The organism is Thalassotalea sp. PS06, from assembly GCF_007197775.1.
Classification (GTDB): Bacteria; Pseudomonadota; Gammaproteobacteria; order Enterobacterales; family Alteromonadaceae; genus Thalassotalea_A.
In genome coordinates this window covers 1,534,403-1,550,218 of record NZ_CP041638.1, presented here as the reverse complement: position 1 = coordinate 1,550,218, position 15,816 = coordinate 1,534,403, and the positions used below count along the sequence as shown (strand labels likewise).

The following is a 15,816-nucleotide window of genomic DNA, read 5'->3' as shown; positions in this document are numbered from 1 at the left end:
TTACTTAACTGGCTTTTTGCTTTCTTCAACCTTGAAAGGAAACTCAGCCAGATTCAATCGAACCCGGGGAATAAATTTCCCCGCGGCTATCACCAGCAATGCAAACAGCCATTGCCAGTATATTTCAGCACCAATATCGCGCGACCAAACCACACTATAAATCGCAAATAATACAATTTCGCTAATCAATATGAATAACGCTAACCATATTATTTTTGGCCATAAAAATTTTACCAGTTTCGACGCCTCAGGTTTTCTGAAAAATACCACATAAGCAAACAGTAACGACGGTAACGAGATAACCAAAGCCGCATAAAAGGTTTCAGGTTGAGGGTAGGCAATTTTGATGAGTTGAAGTTTGTTCTGCAAATTAGCAAACGATAATAAGCCGACCAGATAAACTCGGTTCAGATAAATCATTACCAGGTAAAACCACCAGGAAAGCTTTAAGCACTGGTAACGATCAAAGTCTTTTACTGAGTAATTGGCATATGGATGTACCACTTTTCTATCCATGTCGAATACTAACGTAATTATGAATTGGGGAATAAATCAGAAAAATCTTTTTCAAGATTATTTATACCAGCTTTAATAGCCCGCAATGCTCGTGATTTAAATTCCCGATAATAAAGAATATAAACAACCATCAGGCTGGTGAAAATAAATAGTAATGGGTGATAAAACCAGCAAAGTGCCGCTAACGCAAAGTAATATGAGCGTAAACCATAGTTGTATGCGTGACCTGCCTGATCCTGGACAACCGCCATTTGCTTAGCGTAGTTAATCAGGTTTTGTTTCTTAGTGCCTTCCTCAAAAGGCGCCGCCCCCATCATGATATTAACAAATCCATATTGTCGCATTGACCAGGTAAACTGAAAGAATGCCATAACAAATATAATTACCAACAGGCTCAGTTTTATTTGGATCATTATCGGGGTTTTATTTGTGGCATAGGGAATGGCTGACAACATGTCTGAGACATTATCAACTTGCGTGAATAAGGTAAGAACACCCGCTAATACCAGCATTGTCGATGAAGCGAAAAAAGCTACATGTCGGTCAAGGTTCGACAACATAGCGGCGTCAGATACGCGAATATCATGATCGAAAACGTGTCGCATCCAGATAATACGCGTTTGATGCAGGCATCGCGACAGGCAGGGTGTAGTTTTCGCCTTAACTCGGGAAAACTGGGTATAGCCAACCCAACTGGCGATAAAAATAAATAATGCGAAGTAATCTAAAAGTGTCAACGGCTGTTCTCCTGATGTTTACCGCTTATTATGCCTAAATCATTGTTGATATTCGACTTTATCAACCAAAAACCCACCTTTAATTGACAGTTGAATACACCACAATGAAAGGTTAACTATGTGTTACTTATGGCATTTATATAACAACGTAACAGAAATTTACAATTTGACATAAGGTACTAATAAAGGTATAAAAAACCAAACGTTTTCGGTATCCCGGAAAAATAAAAATAACAGCAAAAATAGGATGTTTGAATGATTTTGCTTAGGGAAAACGTTAAAAGTCTCCTCCTTGGTGTTGGTCTTTTTCTCGTCTCTTTTATCACCTTTTCCAAACAGCAATTTTCTATCCCGCATATCAAGGAAGAAGTAACCCTTGATGGCGAGCTAACCGAGGCTGTCTGGCAAAAAGCAAAATTAGTCAACCTAGATATCGTTAACCACCCTTATAACAATACCGAAAGCCCGGTTAAGACCGAGGTATTCATCTTCGAAGATGGCGAAAAAATCAACTTCGCTTTTAAAGCATACGACCCCAACCCTGAAGATATTCAAGGTTTTTTGCGTGACCGAGATCAAGCGTGGGCTGACGACTTAGTTGGCATCAAACTAGATACCTTTAATGACCACAGGTTGGCCTACAAATTCTTTGTAAATCCATTTGGCGTGCAAAACGACGGTATTCAAAATGAAATGACCGGAGACGATAACGACTTGTGGGACGGCATCTGGTATTCCTATGGAAAGATCACCGAATTTGGTTTTGTTGTCGAGTTCTCGATTCCCTATCGTGAGTTGAACTTTCAACAGGGAGAGGACATCAAAATCTGGGGCATTGAGATGCTTCGATTGTATCCCCGTAATCAACGCCTGCGTATTTCCCATATAGAAATTGACCGTGACAATCCTTGCTGGATCTGTCAAATGGATGAGCTGCAAGGTTTTGAGCACGCGAAAACCGGAAAAAATCTGACGATAACCCCTTCTTTGGTGGCAATGCACGATCGAGAAAAAAGCGGTTATCTGGATAGCCAAGATACGTTCAATGAATCCGACTGGGCAAGTGAAAATGATGTAGAGCTTGGGCTAAACGTGCGCTGGGGCATTACTCCGGACACCTTACTCAATGCCACTATCAACCCGGACTTTTCAACCGTTGAATCCGATGCTGGACAACTAAGAGTAAACAAGAACTACGCGCTGTTTTTGACGAAAAGCGCCCTTTCTTTTTAGACAACTCTGAATACTTTTCGAGCCAGTACAATTTGGTTTATACCCGTAATATTGCCGATCCGGACTACGGAGCAAAACTGACAGGAAGAGAGGGAGATCATTCGTTTGGTTTCTTCACCACCCGCGATCAACAAACGAATCTGATTATCTCTGATAATATCGGTTCCAATCTAGCCACTCTTAATGAAGAGAGCTTCTCATCTGCACTACGTTATCGTTATGACGCCAGTCGCGACTTATCTTTGGGCGTTATCAGTACCATCCGTAATAGCGATAACTATTTTAACGTTCTCACCGGTGTCGATGGTAAATATAAAGTCACAGATTCGAATCAAATCACTGCGCAATTTATGTATTCGAACTCAGAATATGAACAAGCAGCTCTCGAGCAATTATGCTTTACTCCCCAAGACTCAGAGATTTATTGCATTAAATCGAGTCTGCTTGATAAAAATAAGGGCGAATTTTCCGACACAGCTTACAAGCTTCGTTATGATCACAATAGCGCCGATTGGAAAGCCCACATTAATTATGAAAACCTGGGTAAGGATTTTCGAGCCGATTTGGGGTACATGCCTGAAATCGACATCAAGAAATTTACCACTGGTATTGAACGGATTGTCTATGGTGATGACACCTGGTGGACAGACTTATTCTTTGGCACCAACTACCAAATTAAGCACAGCCAAAACAATGAGTTAATAGCCAAAACCAACGCCCTTATTTTTGGTATCTTCGGGCCAATGCAATCTTACGTTCAGCTTGAATACTTCTGGGAAGACAAAGTTGGCGACCGAATCAATGAGCAATCTCAGGATATCAGTGGCAACACCACCCTATTCAGCCTCAACAACATTAGCGCTTATGGTTTGGTACAGCCTTTAAGCGTATTGACCTTAGATTTATACATGCAAATTGGCGACAGTATTGATTACATTAATAATCGAGTTGGCGATGGCGTTTTGATTATCCCGAGTTTTACCTGGAATATGACCAAACAGGCCGAACTGAACTTTGCTTACAATTACTCTACTCTCGATGTCGATGGTGACTGGTTGTATAAAGAAAATGTCACCGATCTGCGTTTGGGCTATCAATTTAATATTAACAGCGCACTTAAGCTAAACCTGGTTTATACCGATAGTGATTTTAATGACAGGAATTACCTTGTACCTATCGGAATGTCAGAGACCGACGATTTATCGGCACAGCTTATTTACTCATATACCATTAATCCACAGACCCTATTTTTCCTAGGCTTCTCCGCAGGTAAATACGATATGTTCAGTCAGGATATTCAGCGTAACCGATTAATGAAGATGTATCAGCAGGAACAGCAAACGGCGTTCCTGAAACTAAGCTACGCATGGATGTAATAAGCAGAATAACCTGCTTAGTTAAAAGTACAATGTTGCTTAAAGTGGATATACAGACGCGGTGCTAAACTGCGTCCTGCTATTGTCACTAACCAGTTGATAGTGAGTGCCAAATTCTATCTGCTTTTGTGGGAATGACAATTTCCAAACCACATTAACAGATCCAGAACTGATATCTTTTTGTGATAATTCCCTGGTTGCAGCAATTAATTGCATTCCTTCAAATCGGCGCAATTGCGAGTAAATTTATTCAGTAATCCAGTAATTCAGTCCCTGAATACCTTCTTTGACCGTCTCCTTCACTAATATCGGCGCCATCTGCTTAATGACTGGCGACAGCAGCGGCATCAAGTCGTACCCAGGCATCTTGATAAGAACTTAAAATGCCTCTGATGCTATCGTCTAATTGCGAATTCAATTCTCTGATTTATGATTCTCTGGCGTTGCTTCAACGTCATGTTTTGCCCTTGCCATAGCCACTAATTCAGGTGCAACCGTTTTTCGTTCGTCGATAACCACGGTTGCCGAAATTTTATCTTGAATTGCCTGACGATTTGCATCCCAATATATCTGGAAAAAACCCAATAACCCTGTCGCCAGGCCAGCACCATATCCACCATAACGGCCAAAGCTATCCCATAAAGATAAGCGCGTGCCATCCAATTGAATCACCCGAATTCCCATCAGTTTCTTGCCCGGTGTTTTACCATTAAAAAGCGCGCCACAAACGGTGAAATAAAAGGCTGCCCAACCAAATCCGAGGCCTAAATCGCGGATTAGCGCTTTAAAATACTCAACAATTGAATAAATTGGTTTGGTGGCTTTTTCCTTGATTTTGCTGGCTTTACCAGGTTCATTTGAAGATTCAGAATGAGGGGTTTCATTTTCGACTGGTTCGGTTTCGACCTCGGTAATGACGTCGTCAGGTGCAATTGTATCTGGCGTTTGTTTAACTTCTTCGGCAGGAGTTTCAAAGCCCTTTTCATCAGTCTCACTAATTTCAGAGGCTGGTTGCTGAGAAGCCGAAGCCGTTTCTTGTGGTTGCTCTGGTGCTTCTTGTTTTTGTGCGAATTGCTCTGAATAAGATGCTTTTAAATCAGCTGCAAGGCTAGTGCGATCTTCGTTAGTTAATGGTAATTCGCTTACCAGATCGTCGAATAATTTTTCAGCCTGTTTTTGGCTTAATTCCAATGACAGGACTTGCTCAGGCACTTCTGACATCACCTCGCGCCAGCATTGTAACTCCCGATCACAACCCTTCTCTTTAACCTCGGTCACAACTTTTATGATAAAGCCTGTGAGTTCTAACGTTTTCGCTAAATCGAACTGAGTTTCTGCAGCTTCGTCGCCGGAGTAGGTTTTGCCAGTATCGTAGGAATTGTAATCGGTTTGCTCCAAAGGGTTATCGCCATTTAATAACGGGGGTAATAATTGCAATAACAGGACAAAAATTATAAAGGCGCCGAAAAATCGTAATGTCGCTCGCCCAACACCGCCATTGGCTTTGCCTAGTTGCTTGGCGCGTTTCTTACTTCCGAAACGAAATGCCGCAATGGCAATAGCAAGCGCCAGAAACTCCCCTCCTGCGGAAGATAAAATGGCAATCAGGATCAGATCAATAAGCATCGCGACGCCGCGCTTCCAGGGCGTGGCAATCGCCATTCCAAACAAGTTGTCATCAATCGAAAAAGCAAATGGGGTAATAACTGCCCGGGTTTCCCGACGGGTAAAGTGTTGTTGTTGCGTATCTTCCATGGGTAACGAACTCATCTGAATGTCGTATTTTAATTACTTTCCATACCTTAACGCGTTTTTTTACATTGATAAACTCTCCTGGTGAATCATCAATTTCGTCAGGATAAATGCGCTAATTGTAAATTCAGTTGCTGACGGTTCCGACCGATTTAATCTTTCATTTAAATACTCGTTTGGCCCTGCATTAAAGCAGGGACTTAATGCCGTTAGACAAGCCATCCAGAGTCATTTCATACATTTCGCCGGCCATAACCTGGTCCATCAATCCAATCGATTGATAGTAAGGCCAATGAGCCTTGGGCTGAGGGTTTAACCAAATGCAATGCTCAAAGTGATCGAGCAATCTTTGCATCCAAACACTGCCCGCTTCCTTGTTCCAATGCTCGACGCTACCACCTGGATAAGTGATTTCATAGGGCCCCATAGTGGCATCGCCAACAAAAATTATTTTGTAGTCTTTTGGAAAGGTGCGAATGATTTCCCAGACGTCTATCGTATCCTGATGGCGGCGCTCATTATCCTTCCATACCTTTTCATAAACACAATTATGAAAATAGAAATACTCCAGATGTTTAAACTCGGTATGAGCTGCAGAAAATAATTCCTCACAGGCAAGAATGTGATCATCCATAGAGCCGCCGATATCAAAGAACAACAAGACTTTAATCGCATTGTGGCGCTCTGGGCGCATTTTGATATCCAGGTAACCTGCGTTTTCGGCGGTCGATTTAATGGTGTTATCGAGATCTAACTCAGAAGCCGCGCCAGTGCGGGCAAACTGACGAAGTTTGCGAAGCGCCATTTTGATATTTCGGGTGCCCAGTTCAACATCGGTATCGAGATTGCGAAACTCACGCTTATCCCAGACTTTCGAAGCACTACGATTACGACTTTCGTCCTGACCAATACGCATTCCGCCCGGGTGCTCACCATAAGCCCCAAAAGGCGAAGTGCCGCCGGTTCCAATCCACTTATTGCCGCCCTGATGACGCTTTTTTTGCTCTCGCAACCGCTCGCGCAGCGTTTTCATCAGTTCATCAAGACCGCCTAATTGTTTGATTTTTTTGCGCTCTTCTTCGGTAAAAAAGCGCTCGAAACGTTTTTCTAACCAGTCTTTAGGAATGTTATCGAGATTTAAATCAATACTCTCTACGCCTTCAAAGTAATCGGCAAATGCCCGGTCGAACTTGTCAAAATGGCATTCATCTTTAACCAATATCACTCGGGATATCACATAGAAATCGTCGAGAGAGGCAAAAATTACCTTTTTCTCTAACGCAGAAATCAGATCCAGTAGCTCCTTTAACGTGACTGGCACTTGATAGCGCTTGAGGGTAAAGAAGAAATCGATGAGCATAAATTAGCGACCTGAGCGATTTAAGAACGCAAGTTTTTCAAACAAGTGAACATCCTGCTCATTCTTTAACAAAGCGCCGTGTAGAGGCGGGATAACTTTGCTTTGATTGCTCTCATGCAATACTTCAGGGCTAATATCTTCAGCAACGAGAAGCTTAAGCCAGTCGATTAACTCTGACGTTGATGGCTTTTTCTTCAGGCCAGGTACTTCCCGTAAATCGAAAAATAACGCCAGAGCCTCATCAAGCAAGCGTTGTTTAATATTTGGAAAATGAACATCAACTATCGCCTGCATCTCTTCTTTATCAGGGAATTTGATGTAATGAAAAAAGCAACGGCGCAGGAAGGCATCTGGCAGTTCTTTTTCATTATTGGAGGTGATAATCACGATAGGACGTTGTTTGGCGACGACTTTTTCCTGGGTTTCGTAGACAAAAAATTCCATCTTATCGAGTTCAAGCAACAGGTCATTTGGAAATTCAATGTCGGCTTTATCAATTTCATCAATAAGTAGCACCGGACGTTTATCCTGATCAAACGCCTGCCAAAGCTTACCTTTGACAATATAGTTGGCAATGTCCTTAACCCCTGCTTTGCCAAGCTGACTGTCTCGTAGCCGCGATACCGCATCATATTCGTAAAGGCCTTGCTGAGCTCTTGTCGTAGACTTGATGTGCCACTGAAACAATTCACAATCCAAGCTTGCCGCCAGTTCTTCTGCCAGCATGGTTTTACCCGTGCCCGGCTCACCTTTAATGAGTAATGGTTTTTCCAAAGTTACGGCTGCATTTACTGCTAATTGCAGATCCTGACTGGCAATATAATTTTGTGTGCCTTTGAACACGACCTAACCTCCAACAAGGCGCTGCAAGCAGCGCAATATTTTTATAATGAATAGAAATAAAGAAAATACAACTGAATGGAATTAGTTATAACGTTCTATTACTTCTTTGAAAAATGAAAACTGAGTAACCTACACTATACTACCAACATATTGTCAACTTTTGTGCCCGAACAACTAAAGTTCGAGAACAAAATATCGCTTACGAACAATCAGTTAACGAAGGCAATGTTGGAATGCTAATTGATAATCTGCGCCGGTAAAAAACGTCTTCGCGCAGCTTAAAAGCAAAGGATAACTCAAAGGATCATACCATGACCAACGTATATCAAGATAACCCGCAATCTATCGGCAAAACTCCGCTAGTTAAACTAAATAGTATCACTTCAGGTAACGTTTACGCCAAGATCGAAGCTCGCAACCCTAGCTTCAGTGTTAAGTGTCGTATCGGTGCCAACATGATTTGGGATGCTGAGAAAAGCGGAAAACTCAGCGCCGGCAAAACCATCGTTGAGCCCACCAGTGGTAACACAGGTATCGCTTTGGCTTTCGTTGCTGCTGCGAAAGGTTATGATTTGATTTTGACTATGCCAAGCACAATGAGCCTTGAACGTCGCAAGCTTCTTATTGCTCTGGGCGCGAAGCTTGAGCTGACTGATGGCGCTAAAGGTATGAAAGGTGCTATCGAAAAGGCCAATGAAATCGTCGCTCAGGATCCGGAAAACTTCATCTTAATGGGTCAGTTTGACAACCCTGCTAACCCGGAAATCCACGTCAAGACTACAGGTCCAGAAATCTGGGAAGATACGAGTGGTGAGATTGATATCTTTGTAGCTGGTGTAGGTACCGGTGGTACTATTACAGGTGTTAGCCGTTACATCAAAAACGAGCAAGGCAAGGCCATTCAATCCGTTGCTGTTGAGCCTACCGACTCACCAGTAATCAGCCAGAAGATGGCTGGTGAAGAATTAACTCCTGGCCCTCACAAGATTCAGGGTATTGGTGCTGGCTTTATTCCTGGCAACCTGGACCTGTCTCTAATCGACAGCGTTGAAAAAGTTACCAATGAAGAAGCGATGGAAATGGCGCATCGCCTAATGCGTGAAGAAGGTATCTTAGCAGGTATTTCTTCCGGTGCGGCTGCAGTTGCAGCGAAGCGACTTGCAGAAGATCCCGCTAACGAAGGCAAAACCATTGTGGTAATCCTGGCAAGCTCTGCAGAACGTTACTTAAGCAGCCCACTGTTTAGCGACACCTTCACCGATGCAGAATTGGTTCAATAACGCATAGACAATCGCGTTATTGAATTCTGGGGAAGCTGAAGGCGGGGTAAAACCCGCCTTTTTGCTATCTACAGCAAAACCATACCGCATCCCTTGCCCCACTTAGCCTTATTCCGAAAATTCGAATGAACAGCATCATCTTTTAACTTACCTATCAAGACACCCACATTAATGTTTATTGAAATCATATTGTTAGGCTCATGAATCGCCCGTTATCTTATTAAGACCCCACCAATAATCTCAAATTAAATTCTCCATTTATTAAGACACCCACCGTTTTGGGTTAATTAAATAACCAACATTTTCGAGTGTCAATTGACACAAACCGAGGGAGAATCAATTTTTTAATCCTCCTCTTATCAGGCTGTTTTTGGCGACCTGAAGAACTGTAACGGTGGGTGTCTTAATAGCGATTTTTAGCAAAACCTATTAAACCGCTGACTGGAGATGAGGTTGATTCTCATTTTTTTGAGGAGTGATTATTCCCCTTTATGCAATGAGAGAATTTATTTGTATTGCGTTCTCATCCAATCCTCCTTCGGTTACGAATTTGATTCTTCGAATCGGTATTTGTTTTCGAAACGATTATGGTGGGTGTCTTAATAAAAAAATCCCCGCGAGTGGCGGGGATTTTTCTAGGAGCTTATTCGCCGAGGACTATGCCTTCTCGGCGGGGGTCTGCGCCTCCAACAAGTTTATCGGAAAAAACTTCGATGCCATGCAGTCCGCTGTTCAAATCGCGAATACTGACTTTATGCCCCATGGCTTCCAACTGAGGTTGCAGGGATTCCAGTTCAGATCCTTTTTCTAGCGTCGTCACATCATTACGATGAGTGATTCTCGGCAAGTTAATCGCTTCCTGGATAGACATTCGCCAGTCAAGCACGCCAATTAGCGTTTGCGATACGTAGTTAATGATTCGGCTACCGCCTGGCGAACCGACAACAAGTCGCAGTGAACCATCGCCATTAAACACCATCATCGGCGCCATGGAACTGCGCGGTCGCTTATGTGCCTGAACTCTATTGGCTACTTTCACGCCATCGATAACTGGCGTTCGCGAGAAATCAGTTAACTGATTATTCAGTAAGAACCCATTCACCATAACCCCTGAGCCAAACGCCATTTCTATTGTTGACGTCATTGAAACAGCGTTGCCATCCTTATCAACAATGCTCATATGAGTGGTAGAAGGCAATTCATAGGCGTTGTCTTTTGCCCTGGCCAGATTCGCAAATTCTCCCGGACTTGCTTTACCCATATCTTTTTTAGGGTCAATCAATGCTCCACGCATATCCAGATAATCCTGCGACAGCATTTGGGATGTCGGTACCGTGACGAAATCAGGATCGGCAAGATATTGGTTTCTGTCGGCAAAAGCGAGTCGCGCGCTTTGGGTATATAAGTGCACCGCTTCAGGATCCGTTGCATTTAATTTGCTTAAATCATATTGCTGAAGCTGTCCGAGGATTTGCATCACAGCTATCCCACCAGAGCTCGGTGGAGCCATACTGCATAATTTGAATGAGCGATAAGGCGAGCAAATTGGGTCACGCTGTTTTGCCTGATAATTCTTCATATCCGTGACGGATAATCCACCTGGCGATATTGCAGAACCTTGCACAGCTTTTGCAATATCTTCCCCAATCCAGCCGTTGTAAAATACATCACTTCCCTTCTCAGCCACTTCTTTCAATACTTGGGCAAACTGAGGATTCTTTAACAACATCCCCTCTTGTATCGGCTTACCTTCCGGGAAAAAATAGTCGCTAGCGGCCTTTAAGTTTTTAATACCGGGATTAATCTCCAGTTGCACTAGTTTCGCTAATCGTGGAGAAACAATAAATCCTTTCTCGGCGAGATGTATTGCTTGCTCGAATAAGCTTGCCCAAGGTAATTTTCCGTGTTTTTGATGAGCGACTTCCATCATTTTGAACAAACCTGGAACGCCTACGCTGCGTCCGCCAACGACGGCCTCAATCCATGGAACGGCTTTTCCCTGTTCGTTTAAGAAAATATCTTCCCCTGCAGATGCAGGAGCCACTTCCCTGCCGTCATACGTCAATAAATCACCGGCCAATTGGTCGTAATACAACATGAAGGCACCACCACCAATACCGGAAGATTGTGGTTCTACAAGACTCAAAACCAACTGTACAGCAATTGCTGCATCGACAGCACTGCCTCCCTGTTTGAGAATATTGTAGCCAGCTTCCGTCGCCAGCGGATTTGCTGCAGTCACCATAAATGACTCTTTAACAACAGCCTGTTTTTCGGTAACCCCCGTGGCCGCTTCTGGCTCACCTTCTTCTCGTTTTTGCTTTGCCTGAGTCGCATCACTCATACAACCCGACAAAATAGCGAGACACAACAGTATCCCTGATAGTTTATGGATATATGTCACAACCTTATCCTTTTTCCTTATCGATTTGGTAACGGCTCAACGGCAAAATTCGGTCGAACATATCAATATTGATAATTTCGAAATTTTTTGCCCAGCTGGAATCTAATTGCCTCCAGTATGCGCAAGTCTGGATTGAAAATCATTAAATTGTTTAAAGCCGATGAGAATGTTCTGATATTTATCAGTATCGTTTTCTAATATCGACAGCGAATGAACAACCGACTCCAGGGTTGATAAACCACGAGGATCATGATGTTTTCGAATGTGATACTCACTAGTGAAATTTTCCGGCAGGGTTATTTTTGATAAACCATGCAAATTCTTGGAAAGCTGCAGCATTTTGTAGGCCTTTTTCCAGGTTCCATCGAGTACAACCAAGCGCACATTTCGCTTTGTTAGATCCTCTAAGGGAGCTGCAACATCACTGGCCTCTCCAGGGTACAACAGGAACGTTTCAAACCCCGGCTCGTTCAGTAAAGTATTTAATTGCGCGTCGTCGCTAAAATCTTCACCCACAAACACCTGGCACTTATCCAAGCCAAGCGCCAGCAAGCCAGCCGTGCCTTTGGTCCGTTTCTCTTCACTCTTGTGCTGTAAAATCAAGATTTCCACCTGGTTTGCGGTGGGATAAGTGAACTCGCAAATACAGGTGACTAGCGGTCGATGACACCTTGTGCAATACTGTCTGCTCATTGGCTAAGTCAATTGAATAATTAAAACAACACACATTATATGCGCGAAACTCCTCTATGTTGAAGTTATCTTTGCCACTGCAAACCAATGCCTGGCTTACTCCCCTTATCGTTCTGCTTACCTCTGTTATCGTTTTTTTGTTACCAGAAAGTGTTTCAGATACCTTAGTGTTCGATCGCACTGATATCGAAAACGGACAATGGTGGCGCATTTTTACCGGTCATTTTGACCATACAAATTTCAATCATCTGCTACTCAACCTGGCAGGACTCATCATGCTATGGGCATTGCATGGTGATCATTACCGACATGGGTTATTTACCGGGGTGTTTTTAATCTCCGTTATCACCACCAGCCTTGGAATCTATTATTTCGATACAGATATGAATCGCTACGTCGGCTTATCTGGAGTTCTGCACGGTGTTTTTGTATTTGGTGCGATCGCGGATATAAGAGGTTCAGATAAAACCGGTTATCTACTTTTAATCGGTATCATCGCCAAGATTATCTATGAACAGGTGGCTGGGGCCAGCGAAGATATGGTGGATCTCATTGGTGCCAGTGTCGCCATCGATGCCCATTTATTTGGCGCAATTGGCGGATTGATTGCAGGGCTAATCTGGCTCGCAATTACCAAGTCAAAATCGCCCAAACCCAGCTAATCGAGGTTCTGACGTGTAATTCAATCCTGCGTTGATGAATTCAGGCAGGGTTTATGTCGTTGCCAGAGCAACGGAGATATTGATGGTATTCATCAATATGCCGAGAACTTCAATACATTAATATCGAATGACTATATCAATGAAACCTATGGTGCAAAAAAAACTCACCTAACTCTGAGTTGTGTAAAAACTTAATGGAATTGCTGTAACTTTATCGACAAATAAACGTCAGCACGATCAAAAAAGCTACTGACCGGATAACGGCCAATAGCTTTAACTATATCGTTCAGGATTTAACTAACCTGTTAATTTTATAACGTTTCTTCAAACAGCTTATAAATACGGCGGTATTCATCTAACCAGCTGCTAGGTTGTACAAAACCATGAGGCTCAACCGGATAAATTGCCGTTTCGAAGTCTTCTTTTTCCAATTCAATTAAGCGCTGCACCAAACGCACTGTGTCCTGGAAGAATACATTGTCATCAATCATCGGAGCATTGATCAGCAGCGGTTTTTCCAGACCTTCAGCGAAGTAAATTGGCGAGCTACGCTCATAAGCGATAGCATCATCACCCGGCATATTCAGAATATTTGAGGTGTAGCCATGGTTGTAATAAGCCCAGTCAGAAACCAGACGCAGTGCCGAGCCCGATGCAAATACATCCGGTTCCTTAAACATTGCCATCAAGGTTAAGAAGCCGCCGTAAGAGCCACCATAAACGCCAATTTTATCGCGTTCAACACCGGCATTATCCACTAACCAGTCAACACCACTAAGCATATCCTGTACTTCAGGCTCACCCATGTGACGATAAATAGCTGTGCGCCAGTCTCGGCCGTAGCCTTTCGATGCCCGGTAATCCATATCGATAACAGTGTATCCCTGTTGCACTAACATTGAGTGGAACATGAACTCACGGAAATACGCAGACCAGCCAAGGTGAGAGTTTTGCAAATATCCAGCACCGTGGACAAACATTACCGCTTTGTTTTCACCGCCCTGTCCTGCTAACGCATCGCCCTGATAAACACGAGAGAACACACCTTGCTCTGTGTGTTTCGAAGGCACTTCAACAATGCTTGGAGCAATCCAAGGCATGGCTTTAAACTCTTCAGAAACTGTAAATGTTAGTTGTTTGGCTTTATCATCAGAGCCCAGAGTCTTGATATAAAGCTCTGGAGGCATGGTGGTGGTTGAATGTTCAATTAGCAACTTGCTTTCATCCGGAGACAAGGCGTATTGGTTCATGCCACCCAGGTCGGTCAATGCTTCGATATCACCACCGTCGCGAGCAACTTTGTAAATTTCATAGATACCCGGGTGTTTGACGTTACCCTGGAAATAAAATGAACCCTGATCTTTACCAACCGTTACGTTACGAACTTCGTAGTTACCTGAAGTTAGTGCCTGTACCTTACCGTCAACGGGTTTCACATATAAGTGCGAATAACCTGACTCTTCCGATAGAAAATACAAACTTGCTTCATCGTTCAACCAACCGAACTCATTAAACTCCCAGTTAATCCAGGCGTCATCGTGTAAACGATGCTGAGTAACCAGCTTCTTGTCTTCCAAATCTACCGTCGCAATCCAGCGATCTTTGTTATCCCAGGCTTCCATCATCACGGCTACTTGCGAGCCATCCTGATGCCATTTAATGCTATCGATAAAACTCATCAAGTGGATGTTACGAGGCGACTTTTTCGACTCGTAAGTTTTACCGTCGCGCTCATGGTTCTCTTTACGAACACTGGCTAAAACATCTTCATCAAAACCATCTAATGCATTGAAATTCAATAGGTACTGGGCATTATATTGAAGGTCTAATAAGTACAACTGCTCAGTATATTGACGGTTATCAGCAACGCGACGCCTTGCCGGTACCGAAGCAATGTTGCCATCGTCGGTAATGTAATTTGGCATGATATCGGAATCATTGCGCCAACTTTCGTTTTTACTGGTGCTAACCACTAAGTAGCGAGCATCTGGGGACAGTTTTGCCTGCACAATACGCTTGTCTTTGCCAAAATAAAACACTGCTTTATTAATGGTGTCGTTATCACTGCGAAGCGCGTTATTTTTCTTGTTTTGCAGGGCTTTGTTACGTTGTTGCAAGGCAACATATTCAATTAATTTGCTCTGCTCGTCAGCAAGATAGTTACTAGCACCATTGCCAGATTTCGGCGTATCCGTCATCTGCAGATTGGCAAGCTCTACTACCTGAAAGTTAGCTAAATCAAGGGCATAAAAACTGTTACCCTGACGATAAGCAATGCGATCATTTGTCAAAAACTGAACCGAAGACTCTGCGGCTGTGGTGAAGGTTAACTGGCGAACCTGCTGTTTTTTCAGGTCTTTTAAAAATACGTTATCTTCAAAGGTGTAAAGCTCTTTGCTACCATCTGGAGAAACTACGGCATTGCGATCGGCATACTGATGCAATTGCGCTAAGTTAACTAACTCGCCTTGCTCGTCCTGTAAACCATGAACATAAAGGTCACGAACGGGATTACCTTCACGCTTTTGTAAATATAAAACCTGATCACTGTCATCACCCCAATACCAATTGCTTGGAGTACGAGCAATCCAATCAGGATCTGACATGATTTTTTCCATGGTGATCACTGCGTCATTACCGGTATTGGCACTGTTGTCAGCAACAATGGTTGGTGTTGCATCAACATTCGTGGCTTGTGCTGAATCGGTATTTGCGTCTGATGACGTCGCACAAGCTTGCAAACCAATGACCATTGACGCGACTAAAGCGGCACGCACCGCTGCACGAGCGCTCAGTGACGTGGCACTCAATCGGTTAACTTTTGTCATTTACTTCCCATATATTTTTATCGATATAAACACCCATTTAACCAAAAACTTACCTTGCAGAGCAAACGGAACTTGTATCAACAAGTTAATCCGCACTATTTTTGCGGTCAGTTACTACCCAGATAAATGGTT

Annotated in this window: 12 protein-coding genes; 4 read left to right on the top strand and 8 right to left on the bottom strand. The window is 43.2% G+C overall.

The window, feature by feature from the left end:
* Positions 1-516, bottom strand: a complete 516-nt coding sequence (locus FNC98_RS06785) for a DUF2919 family protein (RefSeq protein ID WP_143580535.1) — start codon at positions 514-516, stop codon at positions 1-3.
* A gap of 17 nt (positions 517-533) precedes the next feature.
* Complete coding sequence (locus FNC98_RS06780) at positions 534-1,253, bottom strand: DUF599 domain-containing protein (RefSeq protein WP_143580534.1); 720 nt, start codon at positions 1,251-1,253, stop codon at positions 534-536.
* 255 nt (positions 1,254-1,508) lie between these two features.
* Between FNC98_RS06780 and FNC98_RS06775 the strand changes: the two genes are divergently transcribed.
* Together FNC98_RS06775 and FNC98_RS06770 are read left to right on the top strand one after the other, a co-directional pair.
* Positions 1,509-2,486, top strand: coding sequence for a carbohydrate binding family 9 domain-containing protein (locus FNC98_RS06775; protein ID WP_143580533.1), 978 nt, complete (start codon positions 1,509-1,511; stop codon positions 2,484-2,486).
* A 32-nt stretch (positions 2,487-2,518) separates the two neighbouring features.
* Positions 2,519-3,862 carry a hypothetical protein gene (locus FNC98_RS06770; RefSeq protein ID WP_143580532.1) on the top strand — a complete coding sequence of 448 codons (1,344 nt, stop codon included), beginning with the start codon at positions 2,519-2,521 and terminating at the stop codon, positions 3,860-3,862.
* A gap of 414 nt (positions 3,863-4,276) precedes the next feature.
* On the opposite strand, the gene FNC98_RS06765 is transcribed toward FNC98_RS06770, so the two are convergent.
* The 3 genes from FNC98_RS06765 to FNC98_RS06755 form a co-directional block, all read right to left on the bottom strand.
* On the bottom strand, positions 4,277-5,632 hold the full coding sequence (locus FNC98_RS06765) for an RDD family protein (RefSeq protein WP_260680539.1): 1,356 nt from the start codon (positions 5,630-5,632) through the stop codon (positions 4,277-4,279).
* 169 nt (positions 5,633-5,801) lie between these two features.
* Positions 5,802-6,974, bottom strand: coding sequence for a vWA domain-containing protein (locus tag FNC98_RS06760; protein ID WP_143580531.1), 1,173 nt, complete (start codon positions 6,972-6,974; stop codon positions 5,802-5,804).
* Positions 6,975-6,977: 3 nt separating this feature from the next.
* Complete coding sequence (locus tag FNC98_RS06755) at positions 6,978-7,817, bottom strand: AAA family ATPase (protein ID WP_143580530.1); 840 nt, start codon at positions 7,815-7,817, stop codon at positions 6,978-6,980.
* A gap of 311 nt (positions 7,818-8,128) precedes the next feature.
* On the opposite strand from FNC98_RS06755, the gene cysK reads away from it, so the two are divergent.
* On the top strand, positions 8,129-9,097 hold the full coding sequence (gene cysK, locus FNC98_RS06750; RefSeq protein WP_143580529.1) for a cysteine synthase A: 969 nt from the start codon (positions 8,129-8,131) through the stop codon (positions 9,095-9,097).
* Between the two features lie 643 nt (positions 9,098-9,740).
* On the opposite strand, the gene ggt is transcribed toward cysK, so the two are convergent.
* Positions 9,741-11,441, bottom strand: a complete 1,701-nt coding sequence (ggt, locus tag FNC98_RS06745) for a gamma-glutamyltransferase (protein WP_144035490.1) — start codon at positions 11,439-11,441, stop codon at positions 9,741-9,743.
* A gap of 162 nt (positions 11,442-11,603) precedes the next feature.
* Positions 11,604-12,194: a tRNA-uridine aminocarboxypropyltransferase gene (locus tag FNC98_RS06740; protein ID WP_143580528.1), complete on the bottom strand. Its 591-nt coding sequence runs from the start codon at positions 12,192-12,194 to the stop codon at positions 11,604-11,606.
* A 56-nt stretch (positions 12,195-12,250) separates the two neighbouring features.
* Here FNC98_RS06740 and rrtA point away from each other — a divergent pair, with 56 nt between their 5' ends.
* The gene (gene rrtA, locus FNC98_RS06735) at positions 12,251-12,856 is read left to right on the top strand and encodes a rhombosortase (RefSeq protein ID WP_143580527.1); all 606 of its coding nucleotides are present in this window, start codon (positions 12,251-12,253) and stop codon (positions 12,854-12,856) included.
* A 311-nt stretch (positions 12,857-13,167) separates the two neighbouring features.
* On the opposite strand, the gene FNC98_RS06730 is transcribed toward rrtA, so the two are convergent.
* Positions 13,168-15,684, bottom strand: a complete 2,517-nt coding sequence (locus FNC98_RS06730; protein ID WP_143580526.1) for a S9 family peptidase — start codon at positions 15,682-15,684, stop codon at positions 13,168-13,170.
* Between the last annotated feature and the right edge of the window lie 132 nt (positions 15,685-15,816).

Coding starts and splice junctions, on each gene's coding strand:
- FNC98_RS06785 (WP_143580535.1), bottom strand. CDS start 516: ATGGATAGAAAAGTGGTACATCCATATGCCAATTACTCAGTAAAAGAC.
- FNC98_RS06775 (WP_143580533.1), top strand. CDS start 1,509: ATGATTTTGCTTAGGGAAAACGTTAAAAGTCTCCTCCTTGGTGTTGGT.
- FNC98_RS06765 (WP_260680539.1), bottom strand. CDS start 5,632: ATGAGTTCGTTACCCATGGAAGATACGCAACAACAACACTTTACCCGT.
- FNC98_RS06760 (WP_143580531.1), bottom strand. CDS start 6,974: ATGCTCATCGATTTCTTCTTTACCCTCAAGCGCTATCAAGTGCCAGTC.
- cysK (WP_143580529.1), top strand. CDS start 8,129: ATGACCAACGTATATCAAGATAACCCGCAATCTATCGGCAAAACTCCG.
- ggt (WP_144035490.1), bottom strand. CDS start 11,441: ATGAGTGATGCGACTCAGGCAAAGCAAAAACGAGAAGAAGGTGAGCCA.
- FNC98_RS06740 (WP_143580528.1), bottom strand. CDS start 12,194: ATGAGCAGACAGTATTGCACAAGGTGTCATCGACCGCTAGTCACCTGT.
- rrtA (WP_143580527.1), top strand. CDS start 12,251: ATGTTGAAGTTATCTTTGCCACTGCAAACCAATGCCTGGCTTACTCCC.
- FNC98_RS06730 (WP_143580526.1), bottom strand. CDS start 15,684: ATGACAAAAGTTAACCGATTGAGTGCCACGTCACTGAGCGCTCGTGCA.